Consider the following 14534-nt stretch of genomic DNA (forward strand, 5'->3'; position numbering starts at 1 on the left):
GCCTCGATCATAAGTCCGGATCTATGGCTGCAATCTCCACCTGCGCGACATCATGAATTGAACGCTTGGCAAACCGGGGGCGACCATCTATGTGTGAAAGCGCCTCTATATGAATAAACGAAACTCAAATTGAAGTATCAAACGGATAAGAACTAACGAGAGGGATATCCGGATGAAGCGCTTCGTAGAGGGAGTCGAACGGACACAAAGCACCATGTTCCCGGCTTTGTTGGATGAGTACGTTGCTGAAGACAATTCCGTTCGTGTCATCGATGCCTTCAGCGACACGCTTGATTTAAAGGCACTTGGCTTCGAGGGTGCGGTACCAGTTGAAATGGGAAGACCTTCCTACCATCCGGCGGTCATGCTAAAAATCTAGGTGTATGGCTACCTTAATCGCATCATGGATGGGTGCCACGCACTTCCGGATGAAAAGGCTGCCGAAGGTGCAAGCTGAGATGAGCTTGCATGTGCTGGCGTACAACATGAAGCGAATGATGAACATCCTGGGTACGCAAACATTGATTGCAGCAATGAGACAATAGGCCGAAAGGCTTTCGCATGTGATCCGATGTTTATCGGAGCCAGCTTCTCATTTGAGGTCATTCTGCGGACATTTCCGCACAACCTCGGTCGGTTGCTGTCCTACCGCCGAACTATGCCAAGGTCTGTTTCCTAACCAATCTTTGCCATTGCCAACGAGCATGGTGCCAATCATCCTCCACTTTGACCAAATATTTTTACGGCGGCTGAAAATCGGCTTGCGGATCCGAAAAGCCAGCGTAGCTTTGATGACCCACAGGAGACATGGCGTGGAGCTCTCATCGTGTAACACCTTGAATTTGAAGGATTAGCATGTGCGCCGAACTATGGCGATGGGCACTATCGAGTAACTTTGCACCTTTATGCGAAAACAGAATAACAAGATGCATAAATAGTAGTTCGCTTTATAACCTCCGAGTGCGAATATGGCGCATCGATAGCTGTATTTGTAATAAGGGGGAGGGGTATGCTGGCTGCAACACCACAATCATCAAGCCGCGGCAGCGTTTTAAGAGTCATTCCAGGATTCAGGCTTTCGCTCGGTTTTACCCTGTTTTATTTAGGGTTGATTGTCCTGATTCCCTTGTCGGCCGTGTTTTTAAAGACATTTACGATGACGTGGGATGCCTTTGTGGCCGCTGTGACGTCGGATCGGGTGATGGCTTCCTACCGGCTGAGCTTCGGCGCGTCCTTGATCGGCGCCCTGATCAACGTGGTATTCGGCGGCATTGTCGCCTGGGTGCTGGTTCGTTATCGCTTTCCCGGCAAGAAGATTATCGACGCGCTGGTGGACTTGCCCTTTGCGTTGCCCACGGCGGTCGCGGGTATCGCGCTGACTGCACTGTATTCGTCCAACGGCTGGATCGGACGTTATCTGGAGCCGCTCGGTGTCAAGGTTGCCTTCACGCCGCTGGGTGTGGTCGTCGCGCTGACCTTCATCGGTCTGCCTTTCGTCGTCAGGACGGTGCAGCCAGTCCTGGAAGAAGCCGAGCGCGAACTTGAGGAAGCAGCAGCCAGCCTTGGTGCAAATCGCCTCCAGACATTTGCCAGGGTCATTTTTCCGACCATTTTGCCGGCCTTGTTAACCGGATTCGCACTGGCCTTCGCACGTGCCACAGGCGAATACGGTTCCGTGATTTTCATCGCCGGCAACATGCCCATGGTGTCCGAAATCACGCCGCTGTTCATTATTACCAAGCTAGAGCAATACGACTATGCAGGGGCGACTGCCATTGCGGTGGTGATGCTGCTGGTATCGTTTTCGCTGCTGCTGACGATTAATCTGCTGCAAGCCTGGACCCGCAAGCGTGGTCAGGCAGAGAGGGTGTAAATATGGCCGGCGCTGCTGTCTCAACTCTTCCGATATCCGTGCCGCGTGGTGAACCCGCCTATGCGCCGGCTGCCACAGTTGAACCAGTCTGGGTTCGCGTGATACTGATTGGTATCGCGCTGATTTTCCTGACGCTGTTCCTGTTCATTCCGCTGGTCGCTGTATTTGCCGAGGCACTGAAGAAAGGCTGGGATGCCTACACCTCGGCGATCGTGGAGCCGGATGCGATTTCGGCCATCAAGCTGACCCTGCTTACCGCTGCGATTGCCGTGCCGCTGAACCTCGTCTTCGGTGTCGCGGCTGCCTGGACCATTGCCAAGTTCGATTTCCGTGGCAAGAACATCCTGCTCACGCTGATCGATTTGCCGTTTTCGGTATCGCCGGTAATTTCCGGCCTGATTTATGTGCTGCTGTTCGGCGCACAAGGCTGGTTCGGTCCATGGCTGCGCGAGCATGACATCAAGATCCTGTTCGCGGTACCCGGTATCGTGCTGGCGACCGTCTTCGTCACCTTTCCCTTCGTGGCACGCGAGCTGATCCCGCTGATGCAGTCGCAAGGCAGTGAAGAGGAAGAAGCGGCGCTCGTGCTGGGTGCATCCGGATGGCGCACCTTCTGGTATGTGACGCTGCCCAATATCAAATGGGGCCTGCTGTACGGGGTCATCCTGTGCAATGCACGCGCGATGGGTGAGTTCGGCGCCGTCTCGGTGGTCTCCGGTCACATCCGTGGCGAGACCAATACCATGCCTCTGCAGGTAGAAATTCTTTATAACGAATATAACTTTGCCGCTGCGTTCGCGGTGGCCTCGTTGCTCGCCTTGCTGGCGCTGGTGACGCTGGCACTCAAGAGCTTTGTTGAGTGGCGCGCGCACGATCTGAATCTGAAAACGCTGAATGAGGGCGAGGAATAATCATGGGTATCGAAGTTCGCAACATCAACAAGCGCTTTGGCAATTTCGTTGCGCTGGATAATGTATCGCTCAGCTTTCCGCAGGGTGAACTGACGGCATTGCTGGGCCCTTCGGGCTGCGGCAAAACTACCTTGTTGCGCATCATCGCGGGCCTCGAACAGCCGGATGCAGGACAAGTTTTCCTCGATGGACAGGACGCGTCTGCGCACCACGTTCGCGAGCGCCAGGTCGGCTTCGTGTTCCAGCACTACGCCTTGTTTAAGCATATGACCGTGTTCGAAAACATCGCATTTGGCTTGCGGGTCAAGCCTCGTAATGTGCGTCCATCTGAAGCGGACATCAGGCAAAAGGTTATGCAGCTGCTTGAGCTCGTCCAGCTGGACTGGCTGGCCGACCGCTATCCGCCGCAGCTGTCCGGTGGCCAGCGCCAGCGTATCGCGCTGGCACGCGCACTGGCGGTGGAACCCCGCGTCCTTCTCCTTGACGAGCCTTTTGGTGCGCTTGATGCCAAGGTCCGCAAGGAATTGCGCCGATGGCTGCGCCGCCTCCACGATGAACTGCACGTGACCAGTATCTTCGTTACCCATGATCAGGAAGAAGCGCTGGAGGTCGCCGACCAGATCGTGCTCATGAACAAAGGCAAGGTCGAGCAGATCGGTGCGCCTGACGAGGTGTACAACCATCCATCATCGCCGTTCGTGTATGGCTTTCTGGGCAACGTCAACCTGTTCCACGGCCGCGTTCATGAAGGTGTGCTGGATGCCGGTGGTGTCACGCTCGACGCGCCGGATCATGTGCAGGCGCAGGATGCGAAAGGTGTCGGCTTCGTCCGCCCGCACGAGTTGGAAGTCGACCGTTATACCGCCGATGCCGAAGGCATCGTAGCCCGCCTGCGCCGTGCGCATGCGATCGGTCCCCTGGCGCAACTGGAGCTGGAGCGCGCCGATAACCAGGAACTCATCGAAGCCGTCATTTCAACCGAGCGATACACGCAACTCGGTTTCAGCGAGGGCGAAACACTGGTGGTGCGGCCCAAGCGCCTGCGCGTGTTTGTCGACCAGGGTATATAAGGGAGCAAGCAAATGAATTTTCAACAACTGCGATCAATCCGGGAAGCTGCGCGCCGCGGCTATAACCTGACCGAAGTCGCCAATGTCCTGTTCACCTCGCAACCGGGTGTCAGCCGACAGATCCGCGAACTCGAGGAAGAGCTCGGCGTCGAAATTTTCGAGCGCAACGGCAAGCGACTGACTGGCCTGACCCAACCCGGTAAAGGCATCCTGCAAATCATCGACCGCCTTTTGCTGGAGGCGGAAAACCTGCGGCAAGCCAGCCAGGAATACGCGGGAGAAAAGAGTGGAACACTGAGCGTTGCGACGACCCACACCCAGGCACGTTATGTATTGCCACAGGTAGTGCAATCTTTCCGTTCAACGTTCCCCAATGTACGCATCGCGTTGCAGCAGAGCGCCCCGGAGCACATTGCCGAGTGGGTTATCTCCGGCAAGGCGGACGTTGGCATTGCCACCGAAGGCCTGAGTCAGTTCGAGGAACTGGTTTCTTTTCCGTGCTATCAATGGAGCCACGTGATCGTGGTACCCGAAGAGCATCCGTTGACACGCCTTCACAGCGTATCGCTGGAAGATCTCGCCGCCTATCCCCTCATTACCTATGACGTCGGTTTTACCGGGCGCAGTCATATTGACGACGCGTTCAGGCAGGCTGGCATTTCGACGGATATCGTGCTGACCGCGATGGATTCCGACGTGATCCAGCAGTACGTGTCGCTTGGTCTCGGAGTGGGTATTGTCGCGTCGATGGCGGTCGAACAAAACCGCGGCGGACGTTTGCACGCGATCGAAGTACCGCACCTGTTCGCGCCGAATGTGACGCGGCTGGCGGTGCGTCGCGGCGCCTACCTGCGGTCTTACACCTATGAATTCATTCTGCAGTTTGCGCCTGAGCTGAAGCGTTCGGATATCGAAACGGCGCTGAATATGAGCGGGACTTAAGGCTTCATTTGTAAAGCAGGAGTTGCGTAGGGCGCGCGGCAGTTAATACGGCTGATCGAGAATGGCAAGGTGCGACGATCTGCTCGTCCCTTGTCATTGTCGCAGTGAAATAACCGGTTGACAGAGGCACATCAATCCCCTTGGAAGAACGGCAATTTTGGCAGGCGGTTCCTGGCATGTTTTAATGCCAAAGATATCTTTCAGGACGTTTGCCAAATGACGACATTCTTTCACCACCCTAAAAGGCACCCCTCCGCTATATTGCTGCTCGTGCAAGTGCTCGGCGTGCTCCTGTACCCGTTCATCGAAGTCACAAAATTTGGCCAGACCGGCCTCAATGTTTTCGGTGTCATCGTGCTGGGCATGACCATTCGCACCGTTCACAGGACGCCGGGGCCGACCTGGATCAGTGTTGCGCTCGCGGTCCCCGTCATCCTGCTGGTGGCTCTGCAAAGTCTCTTCGACATGCCTGGCCTGCTCCCTTGGTCATCCGCGCTGGAGGCAGCCTTTTACTTCTTTGCCGCTGCCAGTCTTATTGCCTACATGATGGAGGACTACCAGACAACCGTCGATGAGCTTTACGCAGCGGCCGCCACCTTCACACTGCTTATCTGGGCGTTCACCCACCTCTTTGTGATGACCCAGGCGCTGCAACCTGGTGCCTTCTCGGACAATGGGGTGATCCGCACCTGGTCAGACCTGAACCATCTGAGCTTTGCACTGCTAACGGGCACCGGGATGGGTAACATCGTGGCCGTCTCGGCGCACGCTCGCTCATTGGCTAGTATCGAGATGCTGACAGGACTAATGTATCTGGCCGCCGTTGTTACCCGGCTCATCGGTTTCACGATGCCCTTGGGGAAGCCAGCGTCAAAGCGTAAAAAGAACGACAGCGCTGACACGGACTAGCGCGACGGGTCCCTGGACCGGTCGCCAAATTTGGCGTCATCGCTTTTTGCCAGGCAAGGGCAGTTTCAGTCAGATTGCATGGTCAATATCGGATACGGTTGAAGCACACCAATTTCTCGACAAGCAGGCAGGCCGATTTACCATTAAGCTCTGCTTTTCGATCCATCGGCTTCATACCCTGTCCGCGAACGTATCCATGCCCGATTCCCGCTCTATTGGTTTGCTTTGCTTACTTGCCACCTCAATCGGATGGGGGTTGAACTGGCCGGCGATGAAGTTCCTCCTGCAGGAATGGCCACCCCTGTTCGCGCGCGGGACCTCGGGTCTTTGCGCGGCATTGATCATTGCACTGATCGCCGCCGCAACCGGACGAAGTCTGATCGTGCCGCGCGCGTATTTCGGCCGGATTTCGCTCAGCGCGTTCTTCAATATCTTTGCGTGGATGGGGTTTTCCACTTTGTCCATGCGCTGGCTGAACGCTGGCCAGGGCGCGCTTCTTGTTTATACGATGCCGGTGTGGGCCACTTTGTTTGCGTGGCCTTTCCTCGGGAGAAAGCCAGGTGCCAAAAGTATCGTGGGGCTGGCACTTTGCCTTGCCGGCATAGCGTTGTTGTTCGCCGGCTCAACCTCTGGCATAGAGGCCGGGAAGTGGCCCGGCGTACTCTTTGCATTGGCTGCCGCAATGTTGTTTGCGCTTGGTACAGTCGCATTGAAGCCGCTGCCAATCGATCCCCTTGCACTGGTCAGTTGGCAGCTCGCCATTGGATGCCTGCCAATGGTTTTGTTCGGCGTCCTGTTTGAACATCCTGAACTGTCGGCCCTAAGCTTCAGAGGTGGCGCGGTCATGGTGTACATGACGCTGGTGCCGATGGGGCTGTGTTACATCATGTGGTTTGCCGCCCTGCGCCGGGTACCGCCGGCTTTGGCGTCGATCGCAACCTTGTTGACGCCTGTCGTGGGCGTTTTTGCGGCTGCCTTGAGTCTTGGAGAGCCTTTGGGTTGGAGGGAGATTGGGGCGATGGCTTTGACGCTGACGGGCGTTGCGACGGCATTAAGGGTCACAAAAAACTAGCCAGAAGATTTGACCTCGGCCTGGAACACGGAGAACGCAGATCATCCGCCGCGGCGTCGCTTTTGCACCATGCTGCCTTGCGGCGGGATATCAGGCGCCGTGTTTTCGAAAACCGCTTTGAGAAAGGCGATGATATCGGCGCGCTCCTGCGCGTCCCCGATTCCCTGAAAATTCATGCTGGTTCCGGGAATGACTTTTTGAGGGGCGCTGAGCCACTTGTCGAGGTTGTCCTGATTCCATTCGATGTTTGCTTCTCTCAGCACGGAAGAGTAACTGAGAAACCCTTCAACTGTTCCGGCCTTACGGTTCCACACGTTAGCCAGGCTCGGTCCGATCGAGTGCTCGCCGGGTTTGACCGAATGGCAGGCCATGCATGGCCGGAAATCTCGTGCGCCACGTTCGGGATTTCCGGCGGCATGAGCCGTACCGGCGAAAAGCGCGAACAACACGCCTGCCATCTTAAAAATACATGCGGTAGAAAAATGACTCATGACGACTCCTGTCTTGTCATATGAATTCATGGTTTGCGCCTGTTACAGCCTGCTACAGCAAGCTACGGGCATAGAGCCTGCGGCATCGCCATATCGCCGGGATGGACACAAATGCAAATAGCATCATCCCGCAGGTAAAGGACTTATACCAATCCCAACCCATAACGCACCATGAGATCGCGTCTTTTTTCGGGGGCGCCGAGCCGCCTGCCTGCGTTGCACTCGTCGTCAATAGCTCGCTATTGACTCCTCCTGCGCCTTGCCAGTCAAAAAAATCCATCGATCTCATGCAGGGAATATGCCAGCCGGCTTGATCTGGTAAGGGAAACTTCTAAGCCTTTGAAAACCTTGGTTATTCCAGGACAGTCGCTGATTGACTGGATATGATTGGCTCTCTTGAAGGAGAATTCCCACATCTTCTGTTTGGTGTGAGCCAACACGTAACGGCACAGTGGCAATGACAGGTAGTGGGTCAGTGGCGATGATGCCGACCGCTTCAATCGGCTTCGACTTCAATCCCACAGTTGACCGCATTCGCGTGGTGAGGGACAACCGGGCGCGTTGTCGGAATGGCCATCGAGCCCTAAGCGTTAAGCGGTAAAGCGCAGATCGCTTTACCGCCACAATGTGTACACAAGGCACAAGGAGCATGGCAGGCCGTTGTCGAATTGCCTGTCCTTTGTCTCACCTTTCTCGGCGGAGGGTGAGACCCGAAAAGCTCCGCTATCGATTAACGACTCAGGGCATCAAAGGCTTGTTTGCCGCCTGCTTTGCCTTGATATCCTTCAGCGTACGGCCCATCGCCGCGACGCGGAAGTTGGTGCCCGGATGCATGGCCGTATAGGCGTTTAATACTGTCGGCGGAAATTGCGCCGCTAACCGGCGCCAGAATGGAATGGTGTCATCGATCTTGTAGCCGGCGCGGACCAGCATATAGAGCGACAGCCTGTCGGCAATGGCATCCAGTTCTTGCGGCATGGGTTTGATGCCTGCAAGGCCGCTCATGGTGCTCATGTCGGGCCGGATGCGTGTCAGGTTGTCGATAATCCCACCGGCTGTCGCACTCATGCGCTGGCGTGCCGGATGGCCGAGCGTGATGTGAGCCATTTCCTTTGCCAGTACGTAGGCCAGCTCATCATCGGTCTTTGCAAAGTTCATCATGCCACGCGATACCAGTACGCGATAGCCATCGGCATACGCGGTAACGTTATCGGTATTGCCAAGTTCAAACCCGTAAGCGCAGGCATGGGTCAGCGGGACATTCAATGTGACATTGCCGCCATCACGCAACACCGCGATTTTGACTGAGGAACGACCCGTGACCAGTGGCGCAAGGATGGAGGCGGCCTGACGTTCCGCATTCTCGCCTTCGGGCAGGATACGATCCTCGACGGACAGCAGGACGTCGCCGGCGCGCACGCCTGCATTTGCCGCACCGCTACCGGCCAGTACGCCCATGATTCGCAACTTGTCGCCCAACCCCAGCACCCTTTGCGCTGCGGCTATATATTCGTTCGAATAGGAATAGCGGTTCTTGGCGGTAAAGCCGAGCAGATTGCGTGCCTGGGATTTGCAGAGCTCGGGGTTATTGACGATCAGCGGTGCCGCAACCCGGTACAGCCGGTCCTGCATCGTCGCAAGCGACTGCAACGCAATTTCTTCCTGCGTCGGTGGCGCCGGCGGTACCGTGCGTACGCTTGGTTCCGCCGGCCTGGTCGGCAGATCGGGCGGAGCGGAAGTGGTGGTGGCGCAGGCTGCCAGCAGCAAGGCGGCGGGGATCAGCAGCAGTTCCTTGCGAGGCGCGGCAATCTGCAAAAGCGGTTGAAGTCGCTTGAGAACAGGCATGTGTCTTCCTTTATTAATGTTTTCCGGTACTGCCAAAACCGCCGGCACCGCGTTCGCTGGAATCGAATTCATCCACCACGTTGAAACCGACCTGCAATACCGGAACGATGACCAGTTGCGCCAGTCGTTCCATCGGATTGAGAGTGAATTCGGTTTGTCCGCGATTCCAGGTCGATACCATCAACTGACCCTGGTAATCGGAATCGATCAGACCAACCAGGTTACCCAGCACGATGCCATGCTTGTGGCCCATGCCGCTGCGAGGAAGGATCACCGCGGCATAGCCCGGGTCGGCGAGGTGAATTGCCAGGCCAGTGGGAATGAGATGGGTTTCGCCAGGGCGAATGGTCATCGGTTCGTCGATGCAGGCGCGCAGGTCGAGCCCGGCGCTTCCAGGTGTTGCATAAGCGGGAAGCTGTTCCTTCATGCGCGGGTCGAGAATTTTGACGTCTATGGATTTCATGAGGTGTAAGAATAAAGTTGCCTGTCCGAAGACGCACAGGGGCTTACAAAAAAATACAGCTTATCGTTGCGCGATCACAAGCGGCCGGCAATCTCGCTGACCAGTTGACGCGCAAGGTCATGCTTGTCGGCGCGCGCCAGGCGTTTGTTGCCCGCATCGTCGAACAGCACCAACTCGTTCTCATCCTTGCCAAACGTCTGATGACCAATATTGCCGACCAGGAGAGGAATGCCCTTGCGCTTGCGCTTGGCCTCACCGTATTCGAGCAGGTTTTCGGATTCCGCTGCAAAGCCGACGCAGTAGGGCTTGTCTTTCAGGGCTGCGACAGCCGCGAGGATGTCCGGATTCTGTTCAAACTGAAGTTGCGGCACGTCGCCGGCTTCGTTCTTTTTCAGTTTCTGGACGCTGGCATTGGCGACACGCCAGTCGGCCACCGCGGCCACGGCAATGAAGATATCCTGGCTGGGGGCGCGGGACATGACCACATCGTACATTTGCTGCGCGGTCTGGACATTGATGCGGTGCACGCCAAAGGGTGTCGACAGGGCGGTGGGGCCGGACACGAGCGTCACCTCGGCGCCAGCTTCACGTGCCGCACGCGCGATTGCATAACCCATTTTCCCCGAAGAGAGATTGGTGATGCCACGCACCGGGTCGATAGGTTCAAAGGTCGGGCCCGCGGTAATGAGGACGCGTTTGCTGGTCAGGACCTTGTTGCGGAATGAGGCAATGATTTCTTCAAGCAGTTGCTCGGGTTCCAGCATGCGCCCCATGCCGGTTTCCCCACAGGCTTGTTCACCGGCGTCGGGACCAAGAATGTGGATGCCATCGAACCGCAACTGCGTGGCATTGCGTTGTGTTGCCGGGTTCTGCCACATCTCGACGTTCATTGCCGGCGCGACGAGCAAGGGTACGGTCATCGGGCGTGCAACGCACAGGGTCGACAGCAGGTCGTCGCAGGCGCCATGCGCGAGCTTGAACATGAAATCCGCAGAGCAGGGCGCGATGACAATTGCATCCGCATCGCGTGTCAGGTCAATGTGCGGCATGTTGTTTGCAATCCGCGCATCCCATTGGTCGGTATAGACCGTGCGGCCAGACAGGGCCTGCATGGTGACCGGCGTAATGAAATGTGTCGCCGCATTGGTCATCACGACCTGGACTGTTGCGCCGGCCTTGACGAGGCCGCGCGTCAGCTCGGCGGCCTTGTAACAGGCGACGCCGCCGGTAAGGCCCAGGACGATTCGTTTCCGTTCGAGGTCCATGCAAGTTCCCAGTAATCCCAACAATCGAATGACGTTAGTGTAGCAGTGTTGCCAACAAGTTATTTCCCGACGCGCCGGAGTTCGTCAATGACGAACAGGATGGCGCCGCCGACAATGGCCATGTCGGCTACGTTAAACGCCGGCCAGTGCGGCAGGCTGGAATTGGGTACGTAAAAATCAAGGAAGTCGATCACGTGGCCATAGAGCACGCGGTCAATCACATTGCCGACCGCGCCGCCAAGGATCAACGCCAGCGCCCAGCAAAACAAACGTTGCCCGGCATGGCGCTTCAGCAGATAGGTGATAAAGATCACCGCGCCAATGGCGACGCCAGTGAATACATAGCGCTGCCAGCCCGATTCGCTGGCAAGGAAGCTGAACGCGGCGCCCTTGTTATAGGCGAGCACCAGGTTGAAGAAAGACGTGACTGGAAGCGATTCACCGAAGGTGAACAGTTTGTTGATCGTAATCTTGGTGATCTGGTCGATCAGGACAATGATTGCAGCAATACCAAGCCAGGGCGCGATGCTCGCGCTCGGGCCGGACGAAAACATCTTGATGCTCTTTTGTTTGGATGCCATAGCAGGAATTTAAGTTATCGACCGGTTGCCTGAATGTTGAACATGCAACATTCAACTTTCAACATTCAAGTTTCAACGGTCGCATGGACATGGACATGCGAAACAAGTACTGGCCCGTCCAACGGTGTCAACGGCGTTGCCTGCATTCTTTTGAGGGAAATGCAGGCAACGAGAAAGCTGGGCGTGCCGGCTGCGAATACAGACTTACGCAAACTTGCGCGGCTCTGCATGGCCGAACAAGTTGTTGAAGCAGCGTCCGCACAGGCCGGGATGTTCAGCATGGGCGCCCACGTCGGCGCGATAGTGCCAGCAGCGTTCGCATTTCTGATGCGCTGAGGGGGTGACCGTCACAGCTTCTTCCGCTACGCTGTTCACTTGCGTCACCTTTGCTGCCGATGTGATGAACACATACTTCAGGTCATCATCGAGGCTGTTGAGCAACCTGAACTTGTCGCCGCTCGCCTTGATCTCGATTTCCGCCTGCAGCGAGGAGCCGATGCCGCCGGCCACACGCACTTCTTCCAGCTGCTTGGTCACGTCGGTGCGGACTTCACGCAAGACGGCATATTTTGCCAGCAGCATGTCGCGATCGGCAATCTCGGGCAGCGCGTAATAGACCTGCGTGAAAATGGTTTCGTCGCTTTCCGCATAGCCTTCCGGCCCGGCAAACACCGCCCATGCCTCCTCCGCCGTGAACGACAGGATCGGCGCCATGACGCGCAGCAAAGCCTGGGTGATATGCCAGATTGCAGTCTGCGCCGAACGACGTGCGGCGGAAGTCGTGCCGCTCGTGTACAGCCGGTCCTTCAGGATATCGAGATAGAAGCCGCCGAGGTCTTCCGAGCAGTACCCCTGCAGTTTGGCGACCACCGGGTGGAATTCGAATACCTCATAGTTCTGCAGGATATCGGCCTGCAATTCGGCCATCCGTGCGATCGCATAGCGGTCGATTTCAAGCAGGTCCGCAACCGGCACCGCATCTTTCTTCGGATCGAAGTCTGACGTGTTTGCAAGCAGAAATCGCAGCGTATTGCGGATACGGCGATAAGATTCCACCACGCGCTTGAGGATCTCGTCGGAGATGGACAGCTCGCCGGAATAATCGGTCGATGCCACCCACAAGCGAAGGATCTCGGCGCCAAGGGTGTCCGACACCTTTTGCGGAGCGACCACGTTGCCCTTGGACTTGGACATCTTCTTGCCTTCACCGTCGACGACGAAACCGTGCGTCAGCAGGGCCTTGTACGGCGCGCGGCCGTTGATCATCGACGACGTCAGCAGCGAGGAATGGAACCATCCGCGATGCTGGTCCGAACCTTCAAGGTAAAGGTCAGCCGGAAAAGCCGATTCCGCCGCATGCGAGCCGCGCAGCACGGTCTGGTGGGTCGTGCCGGAATCAAACCACACGTCGAGGGTGTCTTTGTTCTTGACGTACATGTCAGCGTCGTCGCCCAGCAATTCTTTCGGATCGAGTGCCTGCCAGGCTTCGATGCCGTGCTGCGCGACGCGCTGTGCGACCTGTTCCAGCAGTTCAGGTGTGCGCGGATGCAGTTCGCCGGTTTCCTTGTGCACGAAGAAGGCCATCGGCACACCCCACTGGCGCTGGCGCGACAGGGTCCAGTCGGGACGGTTGGCGATCATGCCATGCAGACGGGCCTTGCCCCAGCTGGGAAAGAAGGCGGTTGCTTCGATACCGGCAAGCGCGGTTTCGCGCAAGGTCTGACCGTTATCCTTCGGCTTGCGATCCATGCCGGCGAACCATTGGGACGTCGCGCGGTAGACAATCGGCGTCTTGTGGCGCCAGCAATGCATGTAGCTGTGGTCGAACATGACCAGCTTGAACAGCGAGCCGACTTCATCGAGCTTCGCGCAGATCGGCTTGGAGGCTTCCCAGATGTTCATGCCGCCGAAGAAGGGCAGCCAGGACGCGTATTTGCCATCGCCCATTACCGGATTGAGGATGTCGTCATCCTTCATCCCGTGCGCCTTGCAGGACTGGAAGTCTTCGATGCCGTAGGCAGGCGACGAGTGCACGATGCCGGTACCGGTATCGAGCGTCACGTATTCGCCCATGTAGACCGGCGACAGGCGGTCGTAGCCTTTGTCGACGCCGGCAAACGGATGGCGGAAATTGATCAGCGACAGCGCTTCGCCCTTGGCGGTGGCGATGACCTTGCCTTCGAGGCCGTAACGCTGCAGCGAGGCTTCGACCAGATCCTTGGCAAGGATCAGCAGCATCGCTTCGCCGTTGCGTTCGGTCTGCACCAGCGCATAGTCAAACTCAGGATGCACGTTCAGCGCCTGGTTGGCGGGGATGGTCCAGGGCGTAGTGGTCCAGATGACGATATAGCCTTTGTCGGTCGGCAGCTTGCCGAGTCCAAAGGCTTTGGCCAGTTTTTCCGGCTCGGCGAAAGGAAAGCCGACGTCGATGGCCGGATCGCGCTTGTCCTGGTATTCCACTTCGGCTTCGGCCAGCGCCGAGCCGCAGTCGAAGCACCAGTTCACCGGCTTGAGGCCGCGATAGACATAACCTTTTTCGAGGATGGTGCCGAGTGCACGGATTTCGTCGGCCTCGTTACCGAAGTTCATGGTCTTGTAAGGATTGTCCCATTCGCCCAGCACGCCAAGACGGATGAAGTCTTTCTTTTGGCGCTCGATCTGTTCCGATGCATAGGCGCGTGACTTGGCTAGGACTTCGGCGGTCGGCAGGTTTTTTCCGTACTGTTTTTCGATCTGGATTTCGATCGGCATGCCGTGGCAATCCCAGCCCGGTACGTAATCCGCATCGAAGCCCGCCATATTGCGTGCCTTGACGATCATGTCCTTGAGGATCTTGTTGACTGCATGGCCGATGTGGATGTCGCCGTTGGCGTAGGGAGGACCGTCATGCAGGATGAACTTCGGGCGGCCCTTCGAGGCCTTGCGGATGCGCTGATAGATCTTCTTGTCTTGCCATTCCTTGACCCATTTCGGTTCGCGCTTGGCGAGATCGCCGCGCATGGGAAAGGCGGTTTCGGTCAGATTGACCGGGTACTTGTTTTTTTGCTCGGACATGGTGGTTTCAATGTTAAAAATTCGGTGGATCAAACGGCATCGGTATCAGCATCGTCTG

The 14534-nt window shown here is 57.0% G+C and carries 13 protein-coding genes and 2 pseudogenes; 9 read left to right on the forward strand and 6 right to left on the reverse strand.

The genetic code is table 11. From position 1 onward, the window contains the following. Positions 1-172: 172 nt before the first annotated feature. From ASE07_RS13315 to ASE07_RS13345, 8 genes and pseudogenes are all read left to right on the forward strand, one after another. Positions 173-376: pseudogene (locus tag ASE07_RS13315) on the forward strand (IS5/IS1182 family transposase); the annotation flags it as partial. Positions 377-395: 19 nt separating this feature from the next. Then, positions 396-545 (forward strand): annotated as a pseudogene (locus ASE07_RS30685) (IS5/IS1182 family transposase); the annotation flags it as partial. 464 nt (positions 546-1009) lie between these two features. After that, positions 1010-1873: a sulfate ABC transporter permease subunit CysT gene (cysT, locus tag ASE07_RS13320; RefSeq protein ID WP_057291328.1), complete on the forward strand. Its 864-nt coding sequence runs from the start codon at positions 1010-1012 to the stop codon at positions 1871-1873. 2 nt (positions 1874-1875) lie between these two features. Further along, on the forward strand, positions 1876-2784 hold the full coding sequence (cysW, locus tag ASE07_RS13325) for a sulfate ABC transporter permease subunit CysW (protein ID WP_057291329.1): 909 nt from the start codon (positions 1876-1878) through the stop codon (positions 2782-2784). 2 nt (positions 2785-2786) lie between these two features. Continuing rightward, the gene (locus tag ASE07_RS13330) at positions 2787-3854 is read left to right on the forward strand and encodes a sulfate/molybdate ABC transporter ATP-binding protein (protein ID WP_057291330.1); all 1068 of its coding nucleotides are present in this window, start codon (positions 2787-2789) and stop codon (positions 3852-3854) included. 12 nt (positions 3855-3866) lie between these two features. Continuing rightward, positions 3867-4796 (forward strand): CysB family HTH-type transcriptional regulator, encoded by a 930-nt coding sequence (locus ASE07_RS13335; RefSeq protein WP_057291331.1) that lies wholly within the window; start codon positions 3867-3869, stop codon positions 4794-4796. A gap of 216 nt (positions 4797-5012) precedes the next feature. Continuing rightward, positions 5013-5705, forward strand: a complete 693-nt coding sequence (locus ASE07_RS13340; protein ID WP_057291332.1) for an ion channel — start codon at positions 5013-5015, stop codon at positions 5703-5705. A gap of 196 nt (positions 5706-5901) precedes the next feature. After that, positions 5902-6777, forward strand: a complete 876-nt coding sequence (locus tag ASE07_RS13345) for a DMT family transporter (protein WP_057291374.1) — start codon at positions 5902-5904, stop codon at positions 6775-6777. 41 nt (positions 6778-6818) lie between these two features. On the opposite strand, the gene ASE07_RS13350 is transcribed toward ASE07_RS13345, so the two are convergent. Beyond that, on the reverse strand, positions 6819-7235 hold the full coding sequence (locus ASE07_RS13350) for a c-type cytochrome (RefSeq protein ID WP_162256883.1): 417 nt from the start codon (positions 7233-7235) through the stop codon (positions 6819-6821). Between the two features lie 484 nt (positions 7236-7719). Here ASE07_RS13350 and ASE07_RS30690 point away from each other — a divergent pair, with 484 nt between their 5' ends. Then, complete coding sequence (locus ASE07_RS30690) at positions 7720-7869, forward strand: DUF4394 domain-containing protein (protein ID WP_442946071.1); 150 nt, start codon at positions 7720-7722, stop codon at positions 7867-7869. Positions 7870-8006: 137 nt separating this feature from the next. Here the strand turns inward: ASE07_RS30690 and ASE07_RS13360 are convergent, their stop codons facing one another. From ASE07_RS13360 to ileS, 5 genes are all read right to left on the reverse strand, one after another. Beyond that, on the reverse strand, positions 8007-9113 hold the full coding sequence (locus ASE07_RS13360; protein ID WP_057291335.1) for a M48 family metallopeptidase: 1107 nt from the start codon (positions 9111-9113) through the stop codon (positions 8007-8009). Between the two features lie 13 nt (positions 9114-9126). Beyond that, complete coding sequence (gene dut / locus ASE07_RS13365) at positions 9127-9576, reverse strand: dUTP diphosphatase (protein ID WP_057291336.1); 450 nt, start codon at positions 9574-9576, stop codon at positions 9127-9129. 74 nt (positions 9577-9650) lie between these two features. Continuing rightward, positions 9651-10841: a bifunctional phosphopantothenoylcysteine decarboxylase/phosphopantothenate--cysteine ligase CoaBC gene (gene coaBC, locus ASE07_RS13370; protein WP_057291337.1), complete on the reverse strand. Its 1191-nt coding sequence runs from the start codon at positions 10839-10841 to the stop codon at positions 9651-9653. A 59-nt stretch (positions 10842-10900) separates the two neighbouring features. Next, positions 10901-11422 carry a signal peptidase II gene (lspA, locus tag ASE07_RS13375; protein ID WP_057291338.1) on the reverse strand — a complete coding sequence of 174 codons (522 nt, stop codon included), beginning with the start codon at positions 11420-11422 and terminating at the stop codon, positions 10901-10903. Positions 11423-11626: 204 nt separating this feature from the next. Then, complete coding sequence (ileS, locus tag ASE07_RS13380) at positions 11627-14476, reverse strand: isoleucine--tRNA ligase (RefSeq protein WP_057291339.1); 2850 nt, start codon at positions 14474-14476, stop codon at positions 11627-11629. Positions 14477-14534 lie beyond the last annotated feature (58 nt).

The organism is Noviherbaspirillum sp. Root189 (assembly GCF_001428545.1).
Taxonomy (GTDB): domain Bacteria; phylum Pseudomonadota; class Gammaproteobacteria; order Burkholderiales; family Burkholderiaceae_D; genus Noviherbaspirillum.

Excerpts from the sequence above, each read along its gene's own strand:
- cysW (WP_057291329.1), top strand. The coding sequence starts at position 1,876 with ATGGCCGGCGCTGCTGTCTCAACTCTTCCGATATCCGTGCCGCGTGGT.
- ASE07_RS13335 (WP_057291331.1), top strand. The coding sequence starts at position 3,867 with ATGAATTTTCAACAACTGCGATCAATCCGGGAAGCTGCGCGCCGCGGC.
- ASE07_RS13330 (WP_057291330.1), top strand. The coding sequence starts at position 2,787 with ATGGGTATCGAAGTTCGCAACATCAACAAGCGCTTTGGCAATTTCGTT.
- ileS (WP_057291339.1), bottom strand. The coding sequence starts at position 14,476 with ATGTCCGAGCAAAAAAACAAGTACCCGGTCAATCTGACCGAAACCGCC.
- ASE07_RS13360 (WP_057291335.1), bottom strand. The coding sequence starts at position 9,113 with ATGCCTGTTCTCAAGCGACTTCAACCGCTTTTGCAGATTGCCGCGCCT.
- dut (WP_057291336.1), bottom strand. The coding sequence starts at position 9,576 with ATGAAATCCATAGACGTCAAAATTCTCGACCCGCGCATGAAGGAACAG.
- ASE07_RS13345 (WP_057291374.1), top strand. The coding sequence starts at position 5,902 with ATGCCCGATTCCCGCTCTATTGGTTTGCTTTGCTTACTTGCCACCTCA.
- lspA (WP_057291338.1), bottom strand. The coding sequence starts at position 11,422 with ATGGCATCCAAACAAAAGAGCATCAAGATGTTTTCGTCCGGCCCGAGC.
- coaBC (WP_057291337.1), bottom strand. The coding sequence starts at position 10,841 with ATGGACCTCGAACGGAAACGAATCGTCCTGGGCCTTACCGGCGGCGTC.
- cysT (WP_057291328.1), top strand. The coding sequence starts at position 1,010 with ATGCTGGCTGCAACACCACAATCATCAAGCCGCGGCAGCGTTTTAAGA.
- ASE07_RS13350 (WP_162256883.1), bottom strand. The coding sequence starts at position 7,235 with ATGGCAGGCGTGTTGTTCGCGCTTTTCGCCGGTACGGCTCATGCCGCC.
- ASE07_RS13340 (WP_057291332.1), top strand. The coding sequence starts at position 5,013 with ATGACGACATTCTTTCACCACCCTAAAAGGCACCCCTCCGCTATATTG.